At 62.6% G+C, this 21,833-nt stretch carries 25 protein-coding genes; 10 read left to right on the top strand and 15 right to left on the bottom strand.

Annotated features, from left to right (window positions below):
- Positions 1-8: 8 nt before the first annotated feature.
- Positions 9-416: a ferric iron uptake transcriptional regulator gene (fur, locus tag FB481_RS01240; RefSeq protein ID WP_093504150.1), complete on the bottom strand. Its 408-nt coding sequence runs from the start codon at positions 414-416 to the stop codon at positions 9-11.
- Positions 417-512: 96 nt separating this feature from the next.
- Here fur and FB481_RS01235 point away from each other — a divergent pair, with 96 nt between their 5' ends.
- A complete protein-coding gene (locus tag FB481_RS01235) occupies positions 513-1,022 on the top strand; it encodes an outer membrane protein assembly factor BamE (RefSeq protein ID WP_027903629.1) in 510 nt (169 codons plus the stop codon).
- Between the two features lie 75 nt (positions 1,023-1,097).
- Here the strand turns inward: FB481_RS01235 and FB481_RS01230 are convergent, their stop codons facing one another.
- Complete coding sequence (locus FB481_RS01230) at positions 1,098-1,418, bottom strand: RnfH family protein (RefSeq protein WP_147174840.1); 321 nt, start codon at positions 1,416-1,418, stop codon at positions 1,098-1,100.
- Positions 1,408-1,845 (bottom strand): type II toxin-antitoxin system RatA family toxin, encoded by a 438-nt coding sequence (locus tag FB481_RS01225; protein ID WP_093504152.1) that lies wholly within the window; start codon positions 1,843-1,845, stop codon positions 1,408-1,410. Before FB481_RS01225 ends, FB481_RS01230 begins: the two co-directional genes overlap by 11 nt.
- Before the next feature lie 201 nt (positions 1,846-2,046).
- Between FB481_RS01225 and smpB the strand changes: the two genes are divergently transcribed.
- A complete protein-coding gene (gene smpB / locus FB481_RS01220; protein WP_013792693.1) occupies positions 2,047-2,529 on the top strand; it encodes an SsrA-binding protein SmpB in 483 nt (160 codons plus the stop codon).
- A 78-nt stretch (positions 2,530-2,607) separates the two neighbouring features.
- On the opposite strand, the gene FB481_RS01215 is transcribed toward smpB, so the two are convergent.
- Positions 2,608-3,375, bottom strand: coding sequence for a GntR family transcriptional regulator (locus FB481_RS01215; protein WP_093504153.1), 768 nt, complete (start codon positions 3,373-3,375; stop codon positions 2,608-2,610).
- A 296-nt stretch (positions 3,376-3,671) separates the two neighbouring features.
- Between FB481_RS01215 and FB481_RS01210 the strand changes: the two genes are divergently transcribed.
- The 6 genes from FB481_RS01210 (at position 3,672) to FB481_RS01185 (ending at position 10,218) form a co-directional block, all read left to right on the top strand.
- Entirely contained in the window at positions 3,672-5,357 is a 1,686-nt protein-coding gene (locus tag FB481_RS01210) for a lactate permease LctP family transporter (RefSeq protein ID WP_093504154.1), read from the top strand.
- A gap of 155 nt (positions 5,358-5,512) precedes the next feature.
- The gene (gene lldD, locus FB481_RS01205) at positions 5,513-6,652 is read left to right on the top strand and encodes an FMN-dependent L-lactate dehydrogenase LldD (RefSeq protein WP_093504155.1); all 1,140 of its coding nucleotides are present in this window, start codon (positions 5,513-5,515) and stop codon (positions 6,650-6,652) included.
- 1 nt (position 6,653) lies between these two features.
- On the top strand, positions 6,654-8,360 hold the full coding sequence (gene dld / locus FB481_RS01200) for a D-lactate dehydrogenase (protein ID WP_147174839.1): 1,707 nt from the start codon (positions 6,654-6,656) through the stop codon (positions 8,358-8,360).
- Between the two features lie 322 nt (positions 8,361-8,682).
- Complete coding sequence (locus tag FB481_RS01195) at positions 8,683-9,162, top strand: Lrp/AsnC family transcriptional regulator (RefSeq protein ID WP_027903635.1); 480 nt, start codon at positions 8,683-8,685, stop codon at positions 9,160-9,162.
- Between the two features lie 391 nt (positions 9,163-9,553).
- Positions 9,554-9,757 (top strand): DUF2788 domain-containing protein, encoded by a 204-nt coding sequence (locus FB481_RS01190; RefSeq protein WP_093504157.1) that lies wholly within the window; start codon positions 9,554-9,556, stop codon positions 9,755-9,757.
- Positions 9,758-9,819: 62 nt separating this feature from the next.
- Positions 9,820-10,218, top strand: coding sequence for a globin (locus tag FB481_RS01185; RefSeq protein ID WP_147174838.1), 399 nt, complete (start codon positions 9,820-9,822; stop codon positions 10,216-10,218).
- Positions 10,219-10,228: 10 nt separating this feature from the next.
- On the opposite strand, the gene FB481_RS01180 is transcribed toward FB481_RS01185, so the two are convergent.
- Positions 10,229-10,798 (bottom strand): pseudouridine synthase, encoded by a 570-nt coding sequence (locus FB481_RS01180; protein WP_178109820.1) that lies wholly within the window; start codon positions 10,796-10,798, stop codon positions 10,229-10,231.
- Positions 10,799-10,903: 105 nt separating this feature from the next.
- Complete coding sequence (locus FB481_RS01175) at positions 10,904-11,830, bottom strand: LysR family transcriptional regulator (protein WP_147174836.1); 927 nt, start codon at positions 11,828-11,830, stop codon at positions 10,904-10,906.
- Between the two features lie 126 nt (positions 11,831-11,956).
- Between FB481_RS01175 and FB481_RS01170 the strand changes: the two genes are divergently transcribed.
- Both FB481_RS01170 and lipA read left to right on the top strand, forming a co-directional pair.
- Positions 11,957-12,352, top strand: a complete 396-nt coding sequence (locus FB481_RS01170; protein WP_147174835.1) for a RidA family protein — start codon at positions 11,957-11,959, stop codon at positions 12,350-12,352.
- A gap of 127 nt (positions 12,353-12,479) precedes the next feature.
- A complete protein-coding gene (gene lipA, locus FB481_RS01165; RefSeq protein ID WP_013792704.1) occupies positions 12,480-13,532 on the top strand; it encodes a lipoyl synthase in 1,053 nt (350 codons plus the stop codon).
- Between the two features lie 63 nt (positions 13,533-13,595).
- Here the strand turns inward: lipA and lipB are convergent, their stop codons facing one another.
- The 9 genes from lipB to rsfS form a co-directional block, all read right to left on the bottom strand.
- The gene (lipB, locus tag FB481_RS01160; protein ID WP_093504162.1) at positions 13,596-14,219 is read right to left on the bottom strand and encodes a lipoyl(octanoyl) transferase LipB; all 624 of its coding nucleotides are present in this window, start codon (positions 14,217-14,219) and stop codon (positions 13,596-13,598) included.
- Positions 14,219-14,497 (bottom strand): DUF493 domain-containing protein, encoded by a 279-nt coding sequence (locus FB481_RS01155; RefSeq protein WP_093504163.1) that lies wholly within the window; start codon positions 14,495-14,497, stop codon positions 14,219-14,221. Before FB481_RS01155 ends, lipB begins: the two co-directional genes overlap by 1 nt.
- Before the next feature lie 68 nt (positions 14,498-14,565).
- Positions 14,566-15,741 (bottom strand): D-alanyl-D-alanine carboxypeptidase family protein, encoded by a 1,176-nt coding sequence (locus tag FB481_RS01150; RefSeq protein ID WP_013792707.1) that lies wholly within the window; start codon positions 15,739-15,741, stop codon positions 14,566-14,568.
- A gap of 131 nt (positions 15,742-15,872) precedes the next feature.
- Positions 15,873-16,886 (bottom strand): septal ring lytic transglycosylase RlpA family protein, encoded by a 1,014-nt coding sequence (locus FB481_RS01145; RefSeq protein WP_093504165.1) that lies wholly within the window; start codon positions 16,884-16,886, stop codon positions 15,873-15,875.
- The gene (mltB, locus tag FB481_RS01140; RefSeq protein WP_147175034.1) at positions 16,883-17,896 is read right to left on the bottom strand and encodes a lytic murein transglycosylase B; all 1,014 of its coding nucleotides are present in this window, start codon (positions 17,894-17,896) and stop codon (positions 16,883-16,885) included. Before mltB ends, FB481_RS01145 begins: the two co-directional genes overlap by 4 nt.
- 17 nt (positions 17,897-17,913) lie before the next feature.
- Positions 17,914-19,017: a rod shape-determining protein RodA gene (rodA, locus tag FB481_RS01135; RefSeq protein ID WP_178109819.1), complete on the bottom strand. Its 1,104-nt coding sequence runs from the start codon at positions 19,015-19,017 to the stop codon at positions 17,914-17,916.
- A gap of 44 nt (positions 19,018-19,061) precedes the next feature.
- Positions 19,062-20,966, bottom strand: coding sequence for a penicillin-binding protein 2 (mrdA, locus tag FB481_RS01130; protein ID WP_147174834.1), 1,905 nt, complete (start codon positions 20,964-20,966; stop codon positions 19,062-19,064).
- A gap of 12 nt (positions 20,967-20,978) precedes the next feature.
- Entirely contained in the window at positions 20,979-21,446 is a 468-nt protein-coding gene (gene rlmH / locus FB481_RS01125; protein WP_013792712.1) for a 23S rRNA (pseudouridine(1915)-N(3))-methyltransferase RlmH, read from the bottom strand.
- 8 nt (positions 21,447-21,454) lie between these two features.
- Positions 21,455-21,814 (bottom strand): ribosome silencing factor, encoded by a 360-nt coding sequence (gene rsfS, locus FB481_RS01120; protein ID WP_027903646.1) that lies wholly within the window; start codon positions 21,812-21,814, stop codon positions 21,455-21,457.
- Positions 21,815-21,833: the final 19 nt, after the last annotated feature.

The raw sequence follows: 21,833 nt of genomic DNA, 5'->3' as shown, positions 1-21,833 counted from the left end.
CCGAACGCTTATTTAGCGGTACGACGTACGTAAAGCACCAGATTGTGATCCACCAGCTCAAAACCGTGCTCACGAACGATTTCCTTCTGGCGTTTCTCGATCTCGGCGTCGAAGAATTCGATCACGTCGCCGGAGTCCACGCACACCATGTGATCGTGGTGACCACCGTCAGCCAGCTCGAACACGGCATGGCCGCCATCGAAGTTATGGCGCACCACCAGGCCGGCCGCTTCGAACTGGGTCAGTACGCGGTAGACGGTCGCCAGACCGACATCCTCGCCCGCATCCATCAGCGACTTGTAGACATCTTCGGCGCTCATGTGACGCTGCTCGGCAGAGTCCAGCATCTGCAGGATTTTGACCCGTGGCAGGGTTACTTTCAGGCCAGCTTTGCGCAGTTCGCTATTTTCAACCATGGTCTGCTTTCTCGCGGAAGCGCTTCGCAGCTTCCCTTATTGCGGGTATGATCGGGGTTTACGTTGCCCAGCCAAGATAGTGGAAGACGCCCACCGATGCAAAAAACCAGACTCCTGCTGACCAGCCTCACCTTCATGGGGCTCATCGCACTCGCCGGTTGCTCATTCCCCGGGGTTTATAAAATCGACATCCAACAGGGCAATGTCGTCACGCAGGACATGATAGACCAGTTGCGCCCCGGAATGACCCGGCGCCAAGTGCGGTTTATCATGGGTAACCCACTGATCACGGATACCTTCCACGCCAACCGCTGGGATTATCTGTACAGCATGCAGGCCGGCGGTAGCCAGCGTCAGCAGGAGCGTGTAACGCTCAACTTCGACGGCAACGACCAGTTGGTCAGCCTGTCCGGCGACTTCATGCCAGGCACCAGCCGCGACGACCAGATTCTCGGCCGCGATGGCGCCCCGACACAGGCACCGACTCAGCAACAAGATGAGCCAGCCGCACCAGGCTCGGTACTCGAGCAGATCCAGCGTGACGTCGACAACGTCGAAACCGTACCGGTACCGACACCGGAACCGCTGGAAACCTCGCCGCAGTGAGCTCGCGAGCAGCGCACAACGAAAAGCCCCGGCAAATGCCGGGGCTTTTTCATTACCGCCTGGAAATCTGGAAGCTCAACGCTGGTCAGCATTCCTCGCCCGCTCAGCGGCCTGGGCGGCGCGGCGTTTACGCACCTCTTTCGGATCAGCGAGCAGGGGCCGGTAGATTTCCACACGATCGCCCTCCTCCAGACGCTGCGTCTCGGGCGACGCGACGATCTTGCCGAATATCCCCAGTGGCGCCGCAGCCAGATCCAGCTCGGCAAAGTGCACCTGCAAACCGGATTGCAACGCGGCCTCGCGCACGGTGGCGCCGACAGGCAATTGCAGGCTGATCAGCATCTGCCGATCCGGCGCGGCGAAGACCACCTCCACCGACAACTGATTACTGACCATGCAGCTCCTTGGCCCGCTGGCAGAAGGCGTCGACCATGGTGTTGGCCGCCTGATTGAACAGCGGCCCCAGGGTTGCGCGCATAATCGGGCCGGCGTAGTCAAAGGTCAGGTCCAGGCTAATTTTGCAGGCCTTGTCGCCCAATGCCTTGAAGGTCCACTGACCGTGCAGATGCTCGAACGGGCCATCTTCCAGGTTCAGTTCGATGGACTGCCCCGGCACCAGCACATTGCGCGTGGTGAAGCGCTGGCTCAAACCAGCCTTGGCCACTTCCAGGCTGGCGACCATGTGCGTATCGCTGGCCTCGACGACCTCGCTTGACGCACACCAGGGCAGGAACTCGGGATAGCGCTCGACATCATTGACCAGGTCGTAGAGAGCCTGGGCCGGATACGGAAGCAAGGCCGAGCGCTGGATGTGAGTACTCATAACGATTGAATTTCCACGGTTGACGACATCGCAGCAGCGCGATGTCTCGGGCTGATGCTCTTACTACAGACATCAACCCGAGGCGAGTATCCCAATATTGTCGAGGATTCGCCTTGAGGGCTCAAGCGGACAGCTGCCGCAGTGCTTTTAGCACGCGCACGCATGGCGCACCGTCACGTGACTCCCTATAATGCGCCGCCTATGGCTAAACAAAAGAAACATCCGCAAGGCAGCATCGCCCAGAACAAGAAGGCGATGCACGACTATTTCGTGGAGTCCCGCTTCGAGGCCGGCCTGGCGCTGGCTGGCTGGGAAGTGAAGAGCCTGCGTGCCGGCAAGGCTCAATTGGTCGACAGTTACGTCCTGCTCAAGGACGACGAAGCCTGGCTGATGGGCTGCCACATCACGCCGCTGAAAACCGCCAGCACCCACGTCATCGCCGATCCGACGCGCACGCGCAAGCTGTTGCTCAATCGTCGCGAGCTGGAAAAGCTGTTCGGCGCCGTGCAGCAGAAGGGCCACACCTGCGTGGCGCTGTCTCTGTACTGGAAACAGCATCTGGTCAAATGCGAAATCGCCCTGGCCAAGGGCAAGAAGGATTTCGACAAGCGCCACACCGAGAAAGAGCGCGACGCCGATCGCGAAGTGCAGCGCGCCATGCGCAGCAAGGGCAAGGACGAGTAAGCACTGCGGTTCGATAGCGAACCGCAGCGCGCTCCAACCCCTTACATCTCGCCTTTCCAGGCAACTCCGACCGACTGACTACAGCCCCTGGCGCCGTTGCGCACGCTGCTCACGGGCTTCCTGCTGAACAACGTCCGCCAAGACCTCCTGCACATAATCGATATGCTGATTGGACAGCGCCCGCGCATCCTCGGCACGACCCTGCATGATCGCCTCGTATAGAGCACGATGCTGGGCGTTAAGCATGCCGCGGGTCTCGCCGCGCAGGGCATACATGCCACCGATGTTGGTGACCACGTTGCGCTTGAGCAGATCGAACAGACCGCGAATGGTGTGCAGTAGCACAGCGTTATGGCTGGCCTCGGCGATGGCCAGGTGGAAATTGGCGTCCGCCACACCCTCCTCGGCACGGGTCACCTCACCTGCGCGGCCGTAGCAATCCTGTAGCCGCTCAAAGGCTTCAGTGAGACGCCGGCGATCCACATCGGTAGCGCGCAGTGCCGCGTAATAGGCGCAGGAGCCTTCCAGGGTATGGCGAAATTCGAGCAGGTCGCGCTGGGCGTCGGCGCTGCTTTCCAGCAGGTGCATCAGCGGGTCGCTAAAGGTCGAGCCAAGGTTCTCGCATACATATGTACCGCCGCCCTGACGGCTGCTGAGCAACCCCTTGGTCGCCAGCTTCTGGATAGCCTCACGCAACGAAGGCCGTGACACACCGAACTGTTCGGCGAGCACCCGCTCGGCTGGCAGGCGCTCACCGGCCTTGAGCGTGCCTTCGAGGATCATTGCTTCCAGGCGCTCGACGATATCGTCGGACAGACGCCTTTGGCGCAGCGGACCGAAATTCATTGCTTCAACATCCCACACCACCCCGAAAACGCCGCCAGATCGCCTGGCGGCCGAAAATCCATGCAGCCTACCCAGTGACCTCTATCGCCACAAGCACGGCTCCCTTCACCACTCCTCAGACCAAAGTCGAAACAGCGCAAATTGACGCACCCGAGCAAAAGAAATTATTCTGGCGCTTGCCACTTGTAAATTGGTCTTACCAATAATAACAACCCGTTCGCAAAACTGCTCTGCATTCGGTGAATCACCAGCAGCTCGCGATCAGGCGATACCAACAACAATCAGCGAGCCTCCCCATGCAAACATGGCAACAGTTCTACACACCGCTCGGCAGCCTTGGCCTGTCCGCACTAGCGGCCGTGATCCCCATCGTTTTCTTCTTTCTCGCCCTCGCCGTATTCCGCCTCAAGGGGCATTTAGCGGGTAGCATCACTCTGGCGCTGTCGATCATCATCGCCATCGCTGCCTTCGGCATGCCGGTGGACATGGCCCTGGCCGCCGCCGGCTATGGCTTCGCCTACGGCCTGTGGCCGATCGCCTGGATCATCGTCGCGGCAGTGTTCCTCTACAAACTGACCGTCAAGAGCGGCCAGTTCGAAGTCATCCGCAGCTCGGTGCTTTCGATCACCGATGACCAGCGCCTGCAGGTACTGCTGATCGGCTTCTCGTTCGGTGCTTTCCTGGAAGGCGCAGCGGGCTTCGGCGCACCGGTGGCAATCACCGCCGCCCTACTCGTCGGCCTTGGTTTCAACCCGCTCTATGCAGCCGGCCTGTGCCTGATCGCCAACACCGCCCCGGTGGCGTTCGGCGCCCTGGGCATCCCGATCATCGTCGCCGGCCAGGTCACGGGTATCGACGCTTTCAAGATCGGCGCCATGACAGGTCGCCAGCTGCCCATCCTGTCGATCATCGTGCCGTTCTGGCTGGTGGCGATGATGGACGGCTGGAAAGGCATCCGCGAAACCTGGCCGGCTGCGCTGGTGGCTGGCGTGAGCTTCGCCATCACCCAGTACTACACCTCCAACTACATCGGCCCTGAGCTGCCGGACATCACCTCGGCGCTGGTCAGCCTGGTATGCCTGACCCTGTTCCTCAAGGTCTGGCAGCCCAAGCGCGCTGCCGACAGCCAGGTCGCCGGCACCTCCGGTGGCGCTGCGGTAGCCGGCGGCTTTGGCGGTGTGCGCAGCACCACACCGTCGCCCTACAGCTTCGCGCAGATCCTCAAGGCCTGGTCGCCCTTCCTGATTCTCACCGCCATGGTCACCGTCTGGACGCTGAAACCCTTCAAGGCGCTATTCGCCCCAGGCGGCGCTCTGGATCACCTGGTGTTCATGGTGCCGATCCCGCATCTGGATCAGCTGGTGGTCAAGGTCGCCCCCATCGTCGCCAACCCGACGCCGATCGCTGCCGTATTCAAGCTCGATCCGATCTCGGCGACCGGCACTGCGATTTTCTTCTCTGCTGTCCTGTCGATGCTGATTCTGAAGATCAACCTTAAAATTGGTCTGACCACCTTTAAGGAAACCTTCTACGAACTGCGCTGGCCCATCCTGTCCATCGGTATGGTGCTGGCATTCGCCTTCGTCACCAACTACTCCGGCATGTCGACTACCCTTGCCCTGGTGCTGGCTGGAACCGGCGCGGCCTTCCCGTTCTTCTCGCCGTTCCTCGGCTGGCTGGGCGTGTTCCTGACCGGCTCGGATACCTCGTCCAACGCACTCTTCAGCTCGCTGCAAGCCACCACGGCACATCAGATCGGTGTCAGCGACACCCTGCTGGTGGCGGCGAACACCAGCGGCGGGGTAACCGGCAAGATGATCTCGCCGCAATCGATCGCCGTAGCCTGCGCCGCGACCGGCATGGTCGGCAAGGAATCCGACCTGTTCCGCTTCACCCTCAAGCACAGCCTGATCTTCGCCACCTTCGTCGGCCTGATCACCTTGACGCAGGCTTACTGGCTGACCGGCATGCTGGTGCATTGAGGTACGAGCAGCTGCGCGTCGGCCCTGCGGCCACGCGCACTTGAATACAAACGCAGCGCCCTGCCCCGGGCATGCTACACACCCAAAGCCCGCGACAGTGTCCGGGCTTTGTAGCTGCCGCGGCAACGCGCCAGCCCAGACACGGAATAGAGCCCATGATCATTTCTGCCTCCACCGATTACCGCGCTGCTGCCCAGCGGCGCCTGCCGCCGTTTCTGTTCCACTACATCGATGGCGGCGCCTATGCCGAGTACACCCTCAAGCGCAACGTCGAAGACCTGGCAGGTATCGCCCTGCGCCAGCGCGTGCTGAAGAACATGGCCGAGCTGAGCCTGGAAACGAAGCTGTTCGGCGAGACCCTGTCGATGCCGGTGGCCCTGGCACCGGTCGGCCTGACCGGCATGTATGCGCGCCGCGGTGAAGTGCAGGCCGCCAAGGCAGCGGCGGACAAGGGCATCCCCTTTACCCTGTCGACCGTGTCGGTGTGCCCGATCGAAGAGGTCGCACCAGCGATCAGCCGGCCGATGTGGTTCCAGCTGTATGTACTGAAAGACCGCGGATTCATGAAGAACGCCCTGGAGCGCGCCAAGGCCGCGGGCGTGACCACCCTGGTGTTCACTGTGGACATGCCCACGCCCGGTGCCCGCTACCGTGACGCCCACTCCGGCATGAGCGGGCCGAACGCTGCCATGCGCCGCATGCTGCAGGCTTTCACGCACCCGGCTTGGGCCTGGGACGTGGGCGTCATGGGCAAGCCCCATGATTTGGGCAACATCTCCACTTACCGAGGCAACCCGACTGGGCTGGCCGATTACATCGGCTGGCTGGGTGCCAACTTCGACCCGTCGATTTCCTGGAAGGATCTGGAGTGGATTCGTGAGTTCTGGGACGGCCCGATGGTCATCAAGGGTATTCTCGATGCCGAGGATGCGCGCGACGCGGTCAAGTTCGGCGCCGACGGCATCGTGGTCTCCAACCACGGCGGTCGTCAGCTCGATGGTGTTCTTTCCAGCGCCCGCGCGCTGCCGGCCATTGCCGACGCAGTGAAGGGTGACCTGAAGATTCTCGCCGACTCCGGCATCCGCAGCGGCCTCGACGTGGTGCGCATGATCGCCTTGGGCGCCGACACGGTGATGCTCGGTCGCGCCTTCGTGTATGCCCTGGCTGCTGCGGGTGGTGCCGGGGTGAGCAACCTGCTGAGCCTGATCGACAAGGAAATGCGCGTGGCCATGGTGCTGACCGGCGCTAGGTCCATCGACCAGATCAGTGCAGATTCACTGGTTCGGGAGCTCTGAGATGATCAGCCGCGACGCACTGCTAAAACAGCTACGCGACGCCGTTGGCCGCGACCATGTGCTCACCGACGCGCAAAGCACCCGGCGCTTTCGCAAGGGCCACCGTACCGGCGTGGGCAACGTGCTGGCGGTGGTGCGCCCCGGCACCCTGCTGGAACAGTGGCGGGTGCTTGAGGCCGCCGTTGCCGCCGACCGTATTGTCATCATGCAGGCAGCCAACACCGGCCTGACCGGCGGCTCGACGCCGGACGGTAACGATTACGACCGCGAAATCGTGCTGATCAACACCCTGCGTATCAGCGGCGTACAGCTGATCAACGACGGCGCGCAGGTGATATGCCTGCCCGGCGCCACCCTCGACCGCCTGGAGCAGGCCCTAGCGCCCCTGGGCCGCGAGCCGCACTCGGTGATCGGCTCGTCGTGCATCGGCGCGTCGGTGCTCGGCGGCGTGTGCAACAATTCCGGAGGTTCGCTGGTACGCCGTGGGCCGGCCTACACCGAGCTCGCGCTCTATGCCCAGGTGAGAGCCGATGGCTCCCTGGAGCTGGTCAACCACCTGGGTATCGACCTGGGCAACAGCCCCGAGGAAATCCTCACGCGCCTGCAGCGCGGCGACTACGGCCCGCACCAGGTCAGCAACGAGGCAGCCGGCAAAGCCTCGGACCAGCGTTACGGCGAGCACGTACGCGATGTCGACGCCGACACGCCGGCACGTTTCAATGCCGACCCATCACGGCTGTTCGAAGCCTCGGGCTCGGCTGGCAAGCTGTGCCTGTTCGCCGTGCGCCTGGACACCTTCCCCAAGGAGCCGAGTACGGTCTTCTACATCGGCACCAACGCCGCGGACGACCTGACCGAGGTACGCCGCCACCTGCTCAACCAGCTGCCGAGCCTGCCGATCGCCGGTGAATACATTCACCGCACCGCTTTCGATATCGGCGAGAAATATGGCAAGGACACTTTTCTGCTGATCGACCGCTTCGGCACCGCCAGAGTGCCGGCTGCCTTCGCCATGAAAAGCCGGGTCGACGGCTTCTTCGAGCGCTTCGGCCTGCGCGGCGTCAGCGACCGCATCATCCAGCTGGCCATGAATCTGCTGCCCAGCCACCTGCCGGCGCGCATGCGCGATTACCGCGAGCGTTTCGAGCATCACCTGATGATTCGCGTGGCCAACGACAGCCTGGAAGAAACCAGGCGTTTTCTAGCCGAGTACTTCGGCAGCGCCAGCACCGGAGCCTTTTTCGAGTGCGACGCCGACGAAGGCCGCAAGGCCTTTCTGCATCGTTTTGCCATTGCCGGCGCGGCGATTCGCTACCGTGAGGCGCACCCCGGCAGCGTCGAGGACATCCTCGCTCTGGATATCGCCCTGCGCCGCAACGACCGTGACTGGGTGGAAACGCTACCGGCGCACATGGAGGCGCAGATCATCCACAAGCTTTACTACGGGCACTTCTTCTGCCACGTGTTCCACCAGGACTACATCGTCAAGAAGGGCGTCGATCCGATCGCCATGGAGCACGCGATGTGGAAGCTGCTCGACGAGCGCCGCGCCGAGTACCCGGCCGAGCACAACGTGGGCCATCTCTACGTCGCCAAACCGGCCCTGGCGGACTTCTACCGCGAGCTGGACCCGACCAATGCCTTCAACCCGGGCATCGGCCAGACGTCCAAGAAGAAGCACTGGGTATCCTGCTGCAAGAATCACTGAGGCACGAAAAGAAGAAAGGGGAGACCTCTCGGCCTCCCCTCTCGTAGATGTCCTGTGCTGGCAATTCTGTCGCCGCTTTCGTCGCCCGCCTGGTTGGGCAGTGCGGACCCGGGTGCCGTGACGACCCGGTAGGGTCGGCGGCGCCAGCTCCCCTGATTGGGCGAGCCGGGTGGACGTGTCGTCCGGGCCGTGAAACTGAGGTAAAGACTACGCCCACGGCCGTGAAGAAAGATTGCTAACATTGCTAATCAGATAACCAATTGCGCAATAATAAATCGATTAACAAACCAAAACAGCAATCTGATAACGAAATCGGTTAACCATGAACAAACTCGATCGCTACGACCTGAATATTCTCGCCGAATTGCAGCGCGACGCGACGCTATCCAATCAGGAACTGGCCGAGCGTATCGGCCTGTCGCCCTCGCCTTGCTCACGCCGCGTCAAACAACTGCAGGATGACGGTTACATCACTGGCCAGGTCGCGCTGCTCGACCGCCGCCAACTGGGGCTCACCCTGACCGCCTATGTACTGATCGGCATGGATCGCCATACGCCCGAACGCTTCGAGCACTTCCAGGAAGAGATCCGCAAATGCCCGGAAGTGCTGGAATGCTGCCTGGTTACCGGGATGGACGCCGACTACCAGCTCAAGGTGGTGGTGCCGGACATGGACCATTACCAGAAGCTGCTGCTCGGCACCCTGACCCGGATCGATGGCGTGTCCAGCGTACGCTCAAGCTTCGTGCTGCAGCAGATCCTCTCCAGCACCCAGCTGCCGCTGCAGCACCTGCGCGGCTAAGTGGCGGGAGTAGCCGTTCTCGTAAACGTGTAGGAGGGGCGCTTTAGCCCCGAGCTCTATGTTTGCCTCAATAAAAAACTCGCGGCTAAAGCCGCTCCCACGAGATCGCTGAAAGTCAGGACGTAGGGTGGATGACGCTTTTTTCGTCCACCATTGTGGTTTTGGAGCGGTGGACGCGTCGGGCCGCGTAGGTGAAGCGTCGTCCCCCCTTTGCAGAGACAGTCCGCTTTTGCCTTGTAGCTACCGCTTCAGGCGCATAAAGATCGTGAACAGGTTCTAAGACCATCGGGCAACTACGCCTACTGGCCAGCAACGCTGTAATATCCACACCTTTGTTGTGCCTTGCCGCCCGACCCTGGGCGGCAGCCGATGGATCGCCGCCGAGGTCAGGATGGAACCCGAGTTTTTCGAAGAGCTGATGATGACCCTGCTAGTAGGCGGCCTGGTGCTGTTCATGGCGTTCATCGTCTGGGACCTGGCGAAAAAGTCCCGCGCCGGCCGCTTTGGCACCTTCATTCTGTTCTTCGCCCTGGGCCTGGGCGTGCTCGGCTTTGTCATCAAGAGCCTAGTCATCGCTGGCCTGGAAAGCGTCTGAAACCACCAAAAAGAATCGCGGCGCCCGCCGCATTGCCTTGTCTGCTGCCCATGGAGAAACACATGAACGCCACCGATCGCGTCATGCAAAGTTACGGACGCTGCTGTGCCAGCCCGGCCTTTTTCGACGATTTCTACCGGCACTTCCTCGCCAGCTCACCGGCCGTGCGCGAGAAGTTCGTCAATACCGACATGGCCGCGCAGAAGTTGCTGCTGCGCCAGGGCATTCTCAACCTGGTGATGCACGCCCGCGGTATGCCGGACACCAAATTGCGCGCCCTGGGCTGCACCCACGCACGCAGCGCCATGGATATTCGCCCCGAGCTCTACGATCTGTGGCTGGAGGCGCTGCTCAAGACCATCATCGAGCACGACAGGGAAGCTGACGCAGCCACCCTGCAAGGCTGGCGCGAGGTGCTGATCAAGGGTATCAGCGTGATCAAGGCCGGCTACGACGGCTAAGCCGCCTGACTCAATCGAGGCGCGGCGACAGGTCGCGCCACTCCCCCGGCTGCAGGCCATCCAGGGACCAGGGACCGATGCGTACGCGCACCAGGCGCAGGGTCGGCAAGCCGACCGCTGCCGTCATGCGCCGCACCTGGCGGTTACGGCCTTCGCGAATAACCAGCTCCAACCAGCTGGTGGGCACGCTCTTGCGAAAGCGCACCGGCGGATTGCGTGGCCACAGCTCGGGCTCATCCAATTGCCGCGCCTCGGCAGGCAACGTCGGCCCATCGTTGAGCTGCACGCCGTCGCGTAACTGCTTCAGCTGTTCCATGCTGGGCTCGCCTTCTACCTGCACCCAATAAGTCTTGGCCAGCTTGTGCTTGGGGTCGGCGATCTTCGCTTGCAACTGCCCATCATTGGTGAGCAGCAGCAAACCTTCGCTGTCGCGATCCAGCCGACCAGCCGGATATACACCGGGCACGGCGACGAAATCCTTGAGCGTGGCGCGGCCCTGGTCGTCATTGAACTGGGTCAGCACATCGAACGGCTTGTTCAGCACGATCAACCGCGGCTCGGCGGGCGGGGCCTTGGCCACTCGGTAGGGACGCGATGCGGGGCGTTTGGGTCGAGACATACGACGAACATCATGGCGAAACGGGCGCGCAGTTTACCGCAAAGCCGCCGTGCCTCAGTCCGTTTGTCAGCGACCGCTGCGGTCGATCACCGGCGCATGCAGCGCCATGAGCTCGACGATCCACTCGATGAACACCCGCAGCTTGGCGCTAACGTGACGGTTGGGCGGATAGGCGATGTACATGGGCATCGGCTCGAACTGCCAATCCGTGAACACCTCGACCAGCTCGCCGCGCTGCACATGCTCATCGGCCATGTAAGTGGGTAGCCAGAGTACGCCCAAGCCGGCCAGGCCGGCGGCCTGATAGGCATTACCGTCATCCACGGCCAGCACGTAGCGACCTTCCACCTCCAGGCGTTCGTCGCCGCGTTGCATGCGGTAAGCAAACAGCTTGCCGGTCCGCGCCCGCTTGAAGCCGACGATACGGTGATGGCTGTCGACCAGCTCCTGCGGGTGCAGCGGCGTACCGCAGCGCTGCAGGTAATCCGGCGCGGCATAGACGCCGGAACGCAGGTCGCCGACACGGCGGGCCATCAGCGATTGATCGGTTATTTCCCCGCCGCGGATCACGCAATCGACGTTCTCGCCGAGCAGGTCGACGAGACGGTCACTGGCGCCGAGATCGAGCTGGATGTCCGGATAGCGGGCATGGAAGGCCGGCAGCGAGGGCACCAGGATCATCCGCGCGAATGGGCTCGGCACGTCGATACGCAGGCGCCCGCGGGGTTGGCTACTGGCATCGGACAGGCTGGTCTCGGCGTCGTCCATGTCGGCGAGCAGGCGCACCACACGCTCGTAATAGGCAGCGCCATCGGCTGTCACGGCAACCTTGCGGGTGGTGCGGTTCAGCAGGCGCACACGCAAACGCGCTTCGAGCTGCTGCACCAGTTGGGTCACGCTGGTCTTGCTCATGTGCAGGGTATCGGCTGCCTTGGTGAAGCTGCCTGACTCCACCACCCGGGCGAAGGCGCGCATCGCATCGAATCGGTCCATCCGCTCAACCACTGATTGTTTGGGATTTACAAACAGTGTTGAACGAACTGGCCGGTTTATCCAGCGCCCGAGCCTTTCTAAAGTGAATCCATTACTTGAACGGGCCAAAGGCCCAGAGGAGACGACATGACAACGCGCGACGTGGTTTTCCCCGCCGGCCGCCAGGCCCTCTACGAACGCAACCGCTACTCACCGGCTGTACGCTCCAACGGCCTGCTGTTCGTATCCGGCCAGGTGGGCAGCCGCCCGGACGGCTCACCCGAGCCGGATCTCAAGGCCCAGGTTCGTCTGGCCTTCGAGAATCTCAATGCGGTGCTCAGGGCCGCCGATTGCAGCTTCGACGACGTGGTCGACGTGACGGTATTCATCGTCAACCCCGAAGAGCGCTTCGAGACCATCTGGGAAGTGGTGCCCGACTATTGGGGCGACGCGCCTTTCCCGAACATCACCTGCGTGGGCGTGACCTGGCTGTATGGCTTCCAGTTCGAGATCAAGGTGATCGCCAAGCTGCCGGACGCCTGATCGCCGCCCGAGGCGGCTCCACAGGGGCAGACGGTCGGGCGCTTGCCGCCGCGCGCTGTGATACACTGCGCGGCGGTCAAAAGCTGCCCCTCCGCCACCGCAGCCCCTACCGGAGCCGAGATTTTCGATGTCCGATACTGCCCCCCCGAAGCCCATCGCCAGCGGCGAAAAATTCCGCACTGCACAGGGTATTACCGCCATCAAGGACGGTCAGAAGCGCCGCGCCTCGACCGAAGCAAAGGTGTACGAGCCCAAGCCGAGCTGGTTGCGGGTCAAGGCGCCGGGCGGCAGCCGTTTCGAAGCGGTCAAGCGTAACGTTGGCGAGCATCGCCTGAGCACCGTCTGCCAGGAATCGCACTGCCCGAACATGGGCGAGTGCTGGTCCAATGGCACGGCGACCATCATGCTGATGGGCTCGGTGTGCACCCGCGCCTGCCGCTTCTGTGCAGTGGACACCGGCAACCCGAACGGCTGGCTGGACAAGGAAGAGCCACAGAACACCGCCAAATCGGTAGAGCTGATGGCCCTGCGCTACATCGTGCTGACCTCGGTGGACCGCGACGACCTGCCCGACGGTGGCGCCGCGCATTACGCGGCCTGCGTCCAGGCGATCAAGGCCAACACCCCGCAGGTGGTGGTCGAAGCCCTGACGCCGGACTTCGACGGCGACCTGGCGTGCATCGAGCGCGTAGTGGATTCGGGCCTCGAGGTGTTCGCCCAGAACGTCGAGACCGTCAACCGTCTGACCCGTGAAGTGCGCGATCCGCGCGCGGGTTACCGCAAAACGCTCGACGTGCTGGCCCACGCCAAGCGCCATCGTCCCGACGTGCTCACCAAGACCAGCCTGATGCTCGGTCTCGGCGAGACCGATGACGAAGTGTTCGAAGCCATGCAGGACATGCGCGCCGTGGGCGTCGACATCCTTACCCTCGGCCAGTACCTGCAGCCGACCCGTAACCACCTTCCGGTCAAGCGCTGGGTGAGCCCGGACGAATTCAATCGCTTCCGCGACATCGGCCTGCAGATGGGCTTCATGGAAGTGGCAGCCGGCCCGCTGGTGCGCTCCAGCTACCGTGCCGACAAGGTGTTCGAGAAGAACAATCTGGGCCTGGCTGCACCGGTTCCGGTGCCGGGCCAGCAGGTCGACAACAGCCTGATCCCCGCGCTGAACGTCAACTGATCACGTTCTACCGGACGAACAAAAAAGGGACGCCTCGGCGTCCCTTTTTTGTTGCTTACCGTATTAAACGTAGCCCAAGCACTGACGTAGCACCTGCTCAAGGCGCTTGGCGACCTCATCGAAGGCAGGCGGCGTCGCCACCAGATCCTTCAACTGGGTCATCTTCAAGCCGGCATAGCCGCACGGGTTGATGCGCCCGAAAGGCGTCATGTCCATGTCGACGTTGAGCGCCAGGCCGTGGAACGAGCAGCCGCGGCGCACCCGCAGCCCCAGCGAGGCGATCTTGTCACCGCCCACGTAAACGCCCGGCGCATCAGCCTTGGGCGCTGCCTCGACGCCATAGCCCGCCAGTACCTCGACCAGTGCCTGCTCCATCAGCGTGACCAGTTCACGCACGCCCAGATCGAGGCGACGCAAATCCAGCATCAGGTAGCCGACCAGTTGGCCGGGGCCGTGAAAGGTCACCTGCCCGCCGCGCTCGACCTGCACCACCGGAATGTCGCCGGGTGCCAGCAGGTGCTCGGGCTTGCCAGCCTGCCCCTGGGTGAACACCTGCGGGTGCTGCAACAGCCAGATCTCGTCGGGCGTGGCTTCATCTCGCTCGGCGGTCAGCGTGCGCATGGCCTCCAGGGTTGGCAGATAGTCCACCAGCCCGAGATGGCGCACGATCAGTTCGGCTGCAGCCACTACAGCACCATGTGCACGCGGCCGGTGGCACGCAGGTCGACATGAATGGCTTCCAGCTGCTCGACACCGGTGGCGGTGATCAGCACCTGCACGGAGAGAAAGCGGCCCTTGCTGCTGTCGCGCGTGACCAGAGTGCCGGCGTCGAAGTCGGGCGCGTGGCGCTGCATCACTTCGATCACCATGTCGGTGAACCCGTCGCCAGCTTCACCGATCACCTTGATCGGATAGTTCTTGCAGGGGAATTCGATTTTCGGGGCTTGTACGTCGGTGTCGGTCATGATGTTCCCGGATCCAAAATGAAACGCCCTCGGTTCGAGGGCGTTCATCACAACATGGGGGCAAGCTGTCAGTTAAACAACCCGTAGAAGAACAGGCGGATGCTATCCCACAGCTGACGGAAGAAACCACCCTCCTCAACCGCCTCCAGCGCCACCAGGTCGGCGCTGTGCACCACCTGATCACCCATCTTCACTTCTACTTTGCCGATCACGTCGCCCTTGGCGATGGGCGCGGTGATCTGCTGGTTGAGAGTCATACTCGCCTGCAGCTTCTCCAGCTGGCCTTTGGGCAACGTGAGGGTCAGGTCCTGCGCCAGACCGGCCTTGACCTGGGAGGTCTGGCCTTTCCACACAGGCGCCTGAGCCAGCTCGGTGCCCTTCTGGTAGAAGGTACGGGTTTCGAAGAAACGGAAACCGTAGGTCAGCAGCTTCTGGGTTTCGGCAGCACGAGCGCTTTCGCTGTCGGTGCCGAATACCGAGGTGATCATCCGCGCGCCGTCACGTACGGCCGAGGCTACCAGGCAGAAACCGGCTTCCTGGGTGTGGCCGGTTTTCAGACCGTCGACGGTGCGGTCGCGCCACAGCAGCAGGTTGCGGTTGGGCTGCTTGATGTTGTTCCACAGAAACTCTTTCTGCGAGTAGATGGCGTAGTGCTCGGCATCTTCGTTGATGATCGCGCGCGCGAGAATCGCCATGTCATGAGCGCTGGAGTAGTGCTCAGGGTTCGGCAGGCCGGTGGCGTTCATGAAGTGGCTGTTCTTCATGCCCAGACGCTCGGCAGTGGCGTTCATCATGTCGGCGAAGGCGTCTTCACTGCCGGCGATGTGCTCGGCGATGGCGATGCTGGCGTCGTTGCCGGACTGAATGATCACACCGTGCAGCAGCTCGCCGACGGTAGCCTGACTGTTCACCGGCAGGAACATGGTCGAGCCACCGGAAGCCGCACCACCTGTACGCCAGGCGTGCTCGCTGATGGTGACCTTGTCCTGCTCGCTGATCTTGCCGTTGCGGATTTCCAGCGTGGCAATGTAGGCGGTCATCAGCTTGGTCAGGCTGGCCGGCGGCAGACGCTCGTCACCGTTGTTCTCGACCAGGATGTTGCCACTGGCGCCGTCCATCAGCACGTAGGACTTGGCTGCCAGTTGGGGTGGAGCCGGCAGCGGCGCCTGGTTTGCCCAGGCACTGGAAGCGCCGAGCAAAGTAAGTGACAGGAAGATGCGTTGCGCGAAGCTGGTGATTTTCATCCGTCTCTCTAGATCGCTGGAAGGTGGAACAGGCCCTTGCGGGTAAATGTGCAACGTGGCCGCCACATCGCGGCGAGCCACTGCTTAGTCAGGCGGCGAGCCATTTAGTTGCTCGCCAGAGGGCTATGCCCTCACTCCGCCTTGACCAGGGTCGCCTGGCCGAGGTTGGCGACGCGGATGCTGTCACGCACCCGGTCAGCCTCGCCCTGGCTGCTGATCGGTCCCAGCCGCACGCGGTGCAGTATCTGCTGGTTGCGCGCCACTGAGTTGATGAATACCGGCGCACTCACCGTTTGGCTCAGCTTGTCCTTCAGGAGCTCCGCAGCGTCGGGATTGGCGAAAGCTCCAACTTGGAGATATAGGCCAGACGCTGCGGCTGAACCGTTTTTTTTTGAGTCGATCTGCACCGGTACGGTGGCGGCGGCATGCTGCTGCGGTGGTGGCGAGTACTGCTCGACCGGCGCGCTAGCCAGTTTCAACTGCTCCACCTGAGCGCCCTGCACCTGGGCCATCTTAGGCTGCGCCATCATCATCGGCACCGGGCGCCCCTGCTGGGCCCACCACTCGGTCGGGTCGATGCCTTCGACGCGCACCTGGGCAGTGCCCTTCTCGGCATACCCGAGCTTCTTGGCGGCGGCGAAGGACAGGTCGATGATCCGGTCGGAATAGAACGGCCCACGGTCGTTGACGCGCAGGATCACGCTCTTGCCATTCTCCAGGTTGGTCACCCGCACATAGCTGGGCAGCGGCAAGGTCTTGTGCGCCGCGGTCATACCGTACAGGTCGTAGGCTTCACCATTGGCGGTGGCCTGACCATGGAACTTGGTGCCGTACCACGACGCCGGGCCGGTCGCCACGTAGCGACGGGCGTCGGTAAGCGGGTAATACTGCTTGCCGAACACGACATAGGGGCTGGCCTTGACCGGGCCGTAGTGAGGCATCGGTACGGCGTCCTGGATCTTCGAGACGTCGACGTCCCACCAGGGCGCGCCGTCCTTGTGCGGACGGTTGAAATCATCCGGGCCGGACATCGAGCTGCCCGCCTGGGTTGGCGACGAGCTGCTCGGCGCCCGGCTGGAAGAACAACTGGCCAGCAGCAAAACAGCGATGCCACAGGCGGCCAGCTTGAACGGCAAGCGTGTCATTGATTGGCACCTCGGGCCTGAACCAGCAACTCGGACAACTGATTGACCGCCATGGCGTACATCACGCTGCGGTTGTAGCGAGTAATGACGAAGAAATTCGGCTGACCAATCCAGTACTCGGGACCTTCGGCGCCGTCGAGACGAAAGGCGGTGACCGGAAGATCGTCGGCAAGGGCGTCTTGGCTCGACCAGCCCAGGGCGCGCAGCTCGCCAACCGTCTTGTCCGGATCGAGACCAGCACTCAGGCCCTGATCCACCTGCTCGCCCTTGACCTTGGCCGGGGTTGCCACCGGCTGCCCCGGCTGCCAGTTATGGCGTTTGAAGTAGCTGGCCACGCTGCCGATGGCGTCGGTCGGATCGCTCCAGATGTTGATGTGGCCATCGCCATCGAAGTCCACGGCGTAGGCGCGGAAGCTGCTCGGCATGAACTGCGGCAGACCCATGGCGCCGGCGTAGGAACCCTTGAGGCTGGCCGGGTCGACCTGCTCCTCACGAGTCAGCATCAGGTATTCGCGCAACTCCTTGCGGAAGAACGGCGCGCGCGGTGGGTAATCGAAGGCCAGGGTCGACAGCGCGTCGATCACTCGGTAGTTGCCGGTGTTGCCACCATAGGAGGTTTCCACGCCAATGATGGCAACGATGATCTGCGCCGGTACACCGTATTCCTTCTCGGCACGCGCCAGAGCTTCGGCATGCTCGTTCCAGAACGCCACGCCCTTGTCGATGCGTGCGTCGGTGATGAAGATCGGCCGGTATTCGCTCCACGGCTTGACCCGCTCGGCGGGCCGCGAGATGGCATCGATGATCGGTTGCTTGCGTTCCACATCGGCGAACAGAGCGGTCAGTTGTTCGCTGGCGAAGCCGTAGTCACGGGTCATCTCGGTGATGAACTCGCCCACGTCCGGGGAGTTCGCGTATTCGCCGGCAGCCATCGCCTGAGGCGCTCCGAACAGGCCGGCGACTGCCAGCCAGTGTGCATGTCGTGCGGCCCAGCCACGCAGAATCTGCATTGAATTCATAACCCCAATCATGCCTGAGCGATCCACTTGCGATGCGTGTGGATGGACATCAGGATTCCGAAACTCGACAACAACGTAATCAGTGACGTGCCGCCATAACTGATGAACGGCAGCGGTACCCCCACTACCGGCAACAAACCGCTGACCATGCCGATATTGATGAACACATAAACGAAGAAGGTCATGGTCAAACCGCCGGCAAGCAGCTTACCGAACAGCGTCTGCGCTTGCACGGTAATCACCAGACCGCGCGCAATCAACAGGCTGTACAACAGCAGCAACAGACAGACACCAATCAGGCCGAATTCTTCGGCCAGAACGGCAATGATAAAGTCCGTGTGGCTTTCCGGCAAAAAGTCCAGGTGCGACTGGGTGCCGAGCAGCCAGCCCTTGCCGAACACGCCGCCGGAGCCGATCGCCGCCTTGGACTGGATGATGTTCCAGCCGGCGCCCAGCGGATCGCTTTCCGGATTCATGAAGGTCAGTACCCGGCGCTTCTGGTAGTCATGCATCACGAAGAACCACATCGCCACGGCAATCGGCGCCACCGCTGCCACAGCCCCAGCGATCCAGCGCCACTGTAGACCGGCCATGAACAGCACGAAGGCGCCCGAGGCAAGAATCAAAAGCGAAGTACCGAGGTCCGGCTGTAACAGAATAAGCACGAACGGCGTGACCACCAGGCCCAGGCTCACCGACACGTGCTTGAGGCTCGGCGGCAAGGTGCGCTTGGACAGGTACCAGGCCATGGTCGCCGGCATCAGGATCTTCATGAATTCCGAGGGCTGGAAGCGAATCACACCGGGGATGTTGATCCACCGCGTGGCACCCATGGCGTTGTGGCCCATGACGTCCACCACCACCAGCAGACCAACCCCGCACAGGTAACCCAGCGGCACCCAGCGGGCCATGAAGCGCGGCTCGAACTGGGCGATGATCACCATCGCCACCAGGCCGATACCGAAGGATGAAGCCTGTTTCATCAGCAGGTCGACGTTCTTGCCGCTGGCCGAATAGAGGACGAACAGGCTGCCAGTGGCGAGCAACAACAACAGCAGCAGCAAGATGCCATCGATGTGCATGCGCTGCAGCAGGCTGGAGCGCCGCCGCAAAACGTCTTCGCTGGACAGCGTACGGTCGAAGCTGCCGGTCAGGCTCATGGTTGCTTCACCTCTGCGTTGAGTGGCGCCGCAGCACCGGGCTTGGCGTACTCGGCCTTGAGCTGGCCGTTTTCGTCGAGAAGCCAGGCGTCCATTACCTGCTTGACCAGCGGTGCACCGACCCCGGAGCCGGACTCGCCATTCTCGACCATCACCGACACCACGATCTGTGGATTGTCCGCCGGCGCGAAACCGACGAACAGGGCGTGGTCACGGTGGCGTTCCTGTACCTTGCTGCGGTCGTACTTCTCGCCCTGCTTGATCGCGACCACCTGGGCGGTACCGCTCTTGCCGGCGATCCGGTAGGCGGCGGTGTCGCCGACCTTGCGCGCCGTACCACGAGCGCCGTGCATCACCGACTCCATACCCTGTCGCGCGTAATCCCAATATTTGGGATCGCGCATCACGATATCCGGCATCGGATTCGGATCCTGGGGCGGGCTGCCGTCGATGGTGCGCGCCAAGTGCGGACGAATCCACTTGCCCTTGTTGGCTACCAACGCGGTGGCCTGGGCCAACTGCAGCGGCGTGGCCTGCATGTATCCCTGTCCAATGCCGAGAATCAGCGTCTCTCCCGGGTACCATCCCTGACGATAGCGGGCGCGCTTCCACTCCCGCGACGGCATCAGGCCGGCGGTTTCCTCGAACATGTCCAGCGACACGCGCTGGCCGATGCCGAAACGGCTCAGGTAGTCATGCAGGCGATCAATGCCCATCTTGTGGGCCAGATCGTAGAAGTAGGTGTCGTTGGACCGCATGATCGCCGTGTTCATGTCCACCCAGCCATCGCCGGTGCGATTCCAGTTACGGTACTTGTGGCTGTTGTTGGGCAACTGATAGTAGCCGGGGTCGAACACCCGTGTACTCGGCGTTACCACGCCGGCATCCAGCCCCGATACGGCAACCATTGGCTTGATGGTCGAACCTGGCGGATACAGGCCGCGCAACACGCGGTTGTAGAGCGGTCGGTCGATGGAATCGCGCAGCTCGGCGTAAGCCTTGAAGCTGATACCGGTCACGAAGGGGTTGGGGTCGAAACTCGGCTGACTGACCATCGCCAGCACTTCACCGGTCTGCGGCTGGATCGCCACCACTGCACCACGGCGTCCGCCCAAGGCCTTCTCGGCGACTTCCTGCAGATGCACGTCGAGCGTCAGCGTCACGTCTCGACCGGGCAGTGGGTCGGTGCGGTTGAGCACCCGCAGCACGCGACCACGGGCGTTGGTTTCGACTTCTTCGTAACCGACCTTGCCGTGCAGCTCGTCTTCGTAGAAGCGTTCGATACCGGTCTTGCCGATATGGTGGGTGCCGCTGTATTCGACCGGATCGAGCTCCTTGAGCTCTTTCTCGTTGATGCGCCCCACATAGCCGACCGAGTGGGCAAAGTGCTCGCGCTGCGGATAGTGGCGCACCAGCTGGGCGACCACCTCGACGCCGGGCAGACGGAACTGATTCACCGCCAGGCGGGCGATCTGCTCCTCGCTAAGTTCGAACAGCACCGGCACCGGCTCGAACGGCCGCCGCCCCTGCCTGACGCGGCGCTCGAACAGCTCGCGATCCTCGGGGGCAAGCTCCAGCACCTCGACGATCACGTCTAGCACCTTCTCCCAGTCGCCGGCGCGCTCGCGGGTCAGGGTCAGGCTGAAGCTGGGCCGGTTGTCGGCGATGATCACCCCGTTGCGGTCGTAGATCAGCCCACGGTTGGGCGGGATCGGCTGCACGTGGATGCGGTTGTTTTCCGCCAGAGTGGAGTGGTACTCGTACTGGATCACCTGCAGGTAATACATGCGGGCGATCAGCACCAGGGTCAGCACCAGAAATACCGAGCCGCCGACCAGCGCGCGCTTGCGAATCAGGCGCGCGTCCTTCTCGTGATCTTTTAGACGGATCGGCTGGGGCATCGGGACCGCTGACTACTTGTGATAAGGGTGACCGGACAACACCGTCCAGGCACGATAAATCTGTTCGCCGACCAGTATCCGTACCAGCGGGTGGGGCAAGGTCAGCGGCGACAGCGACCAGCGCTGTTCGCTACGCGCCATCACTTCCGGCGCCAGGCCTTCGGGGCCGCCGACCATCAGGTTGACCGTGCGCGAATCGAGCCGCCACTTGTCCAGCTCGACCGCCAACTGCTCGGTGCTCCAGGGTCGCCCTTCGACTTCCAGGGTGACGATGCGTTCCCCGGGCTGCACCTTCGCCAGCATGGCCTCACCCTCCTGACGGATCATCCGCGCCACGTCGGCATTCTTGCCACGCGTGGTCAGGGGAATTTCCACCAGTTCCAGGGACAGCTCGGACGGCATGCGCTTGGCATATTCCTGCCAGCCGTCCTCGACCCAGCGCGGCATGCGCGAGCCGACAGCGATCAGTTTGATACGCACGCGAATGCCTACTCGCGCTCGCCGCCCTGCTGGGCACGGCTCTGCTCGGCGCCCTGCCACAGACGCTCCAGGTCGTAGAACTGGCGGGTGGTCGGCAGCATCACGTGAACGACGATGTCGCCCAGGTCGAGCAGGGCCCACTCGCCGCTGTCCAGGCCTTCGCTGCCGATCGGGCGCACGCCCTGCTCCTTGGTCTTTTCCAGCACGTTGTCGACCAGCGACTTGACGTGGCGGCTGGAGGTGCCGCTAGCGATCACCATGTAGTCGGTGATGCTGGTCTTCTCACGCACGTCGATGGTGGTGATGTCCTGGGCCTTGATTTCTTCCAGTGCTGCGATGGCCACTTTGACCAAGTCTTCACTGTGCATGGTTTTGTCCGTCATAACG

Source organism: Pseudomonas sp. AG1028 (assembly GCF_007993955.1).
In the GTDB taxonomy this organism is placed as follows: domain Bacteria; phylum Pseudomonadota; class Gammaproteobacteria; order Pseudomonadales; family Pseudomonadaceae; genus Aquipseudomonas; species Aquipseudomonas straminea.
The sequence above is the reverse complement of the archived record's forward strand: the minus strand, read 5'-3'. Positions and strand labels throughout refer to the sequence as shown.

What these genes read in the sequence shown, in the direction of transcription:
- lldD (WP_093504155.1), top strand. Translation starts at nt 5,513, where the DNA reads ATGATCATTTCTGCCTCCACCGATTACCGCGCTGCTGCCCAGCGGCGC.
- smpB (WP_013792693.1), top strand. Translation starts at nt 2,047, where the DNA reads ATGGCTAAACAAAAGAAACATCCGCAAGGCAGCATCGCCCAGAACAAG.
- FB481_RS01145 (WP_093504165.1), bottom strand. Translation starts at nt 16,886, where the DNA reads ATGACACGCTTGCCGTTCAAGCTGGCCGCCTGTGGCATCGCTGTTTTG.
- mltB (WP_147175034.1), bottom strand. Translation starts at nt 17,896, where the DNA reads ATGCAGATTCTGCGTGGCTGGGCCGCACGACATGCACACTGGCTGGCA.
- fur (WP_093504150.1), bottom strand. Translation starts at nt 416, where the DNA reads ATGGTTGAAAATAGCGAACTGCGCAAAGCTGGCCTGAAAGTAACCCTG.
- mrdA (WP_147174834.1), bottom strand. Translation starts at nt 20,966, where the DNA reads ATGCCCCAGCCGATCCGTCTAAAAGATCACGAGAAGGACGCGCGCCTG.
- FB481_RS01155 (WP_093504163.1), bottom strand. Translation starts at nt 14,497, where the DNA reads ATGACCGACACCGACGTACAAGCCCCGAAAATCGAATTCCCCTGCAAG.
- FB481_RS01150 (WP_013792707.1), bottom strand. Translation starts at nt 15,741, where the DNA reads ATGAAAATCACCAGCTTCGCGCAACGCATCTTCCTGTCACTTACTTTG.
- rsfS (WP_027903646.1), bottom strand. Translation starts at nt 21,814, where the DNA reads ATGCACAGTGAAGACTTGGTCAAAGTGGCCATCGCAGCACTGGAAGAA.
- FB481_RS01215 (WP_093504153.1), bottom strand. Translation starts at nt 3,375, where the DNA reads ATGAATTTCGGTCCGCTGCGCCAAAGGCGTCTGTCCGACGATATCGTC.
- FB481_RS01230 (WP_147174840.1), bottom strand. Translation starts at nt 1,418, where the DNA reads ATGGTCAGTAATCAGTTGTCGGTGGAGGTGGTCTTCGCCGCGCCGGAT.
- FB481_RS01210 (WP_093504154.1), top strand. Translation starts at nt 3,672, where the DNA reads ATGCAAACATGGCAACAGTTCTACACACCGCTCGGCAGCCTTGGCCTG.
- FB481_RS01170 (WP_147174835.1), top strand. Translation starts at nt 11,957, where the DNA reads ATGACAACGCGCGACGTGGTTTTCCCCGCCGGCCGCCAGGCCCTCTAC.
- FB481_RS01225 (WP_093504152.1), bottom strand. Translation starts at nt 1,845, where the DNA reads ATGAGTACTCACATCCAGCGCTCGGCCTTGCTTCCGTATCCGGCCCAG.
- dld (WP_147174839.1), top strand. Translation starts at nt 6,654, where the DNA reads ATGATCAGCCGCGACGCACTGCTAAAACAGCTACGCGACGCCGTTGGC.
- FB481_RS01190 (WP_093504157.1), top strand. Translation starts at nt 9,554, where the DNA reads ATGGAACCCGAGTTTTTCGAAGAGCTGATGATGACCCTGCTAGTAGGC.
- FB481_RS01235 (WP_027903629.1), top strand. Translation starts at nt 513, where the DNA reads ATGCAAAAAACCAGACTCCTGCTGACCAGCCTCACCTTCATGGGGCTC.
- lipA (WP_013792704.1), top strand. Translation starts at nt 12,480, where the DNA reads ATGTCCGATACTGCCCCCCCGAAGCCCATCGCCAGCGGCGAAAAATTC.
- FB481_RS01175 (WP_147174836.1), bottom strand. Translation starts at nt 11,830, where the DNA reads ATGGACCGATTCGATGCGATGCGCGCCTTCGCCCGGGTGGTGGAGTCA.
- FB481_RS01195 (WP_027903635.1), top strand. Translation starts at nt 8,683, where the DNA reads ATGAACAAACTCGATCGCTACGACCTGAATATTCTCGCCGAATTGCAG.
- FB481_RS01185 (WP_147174838.1), top strand. Translation starts at nt 9,820, where the DNA reads ATGAACGCCACCGATCGCGTCATGCAAAGTTACGGACGCTGCTGTGCC.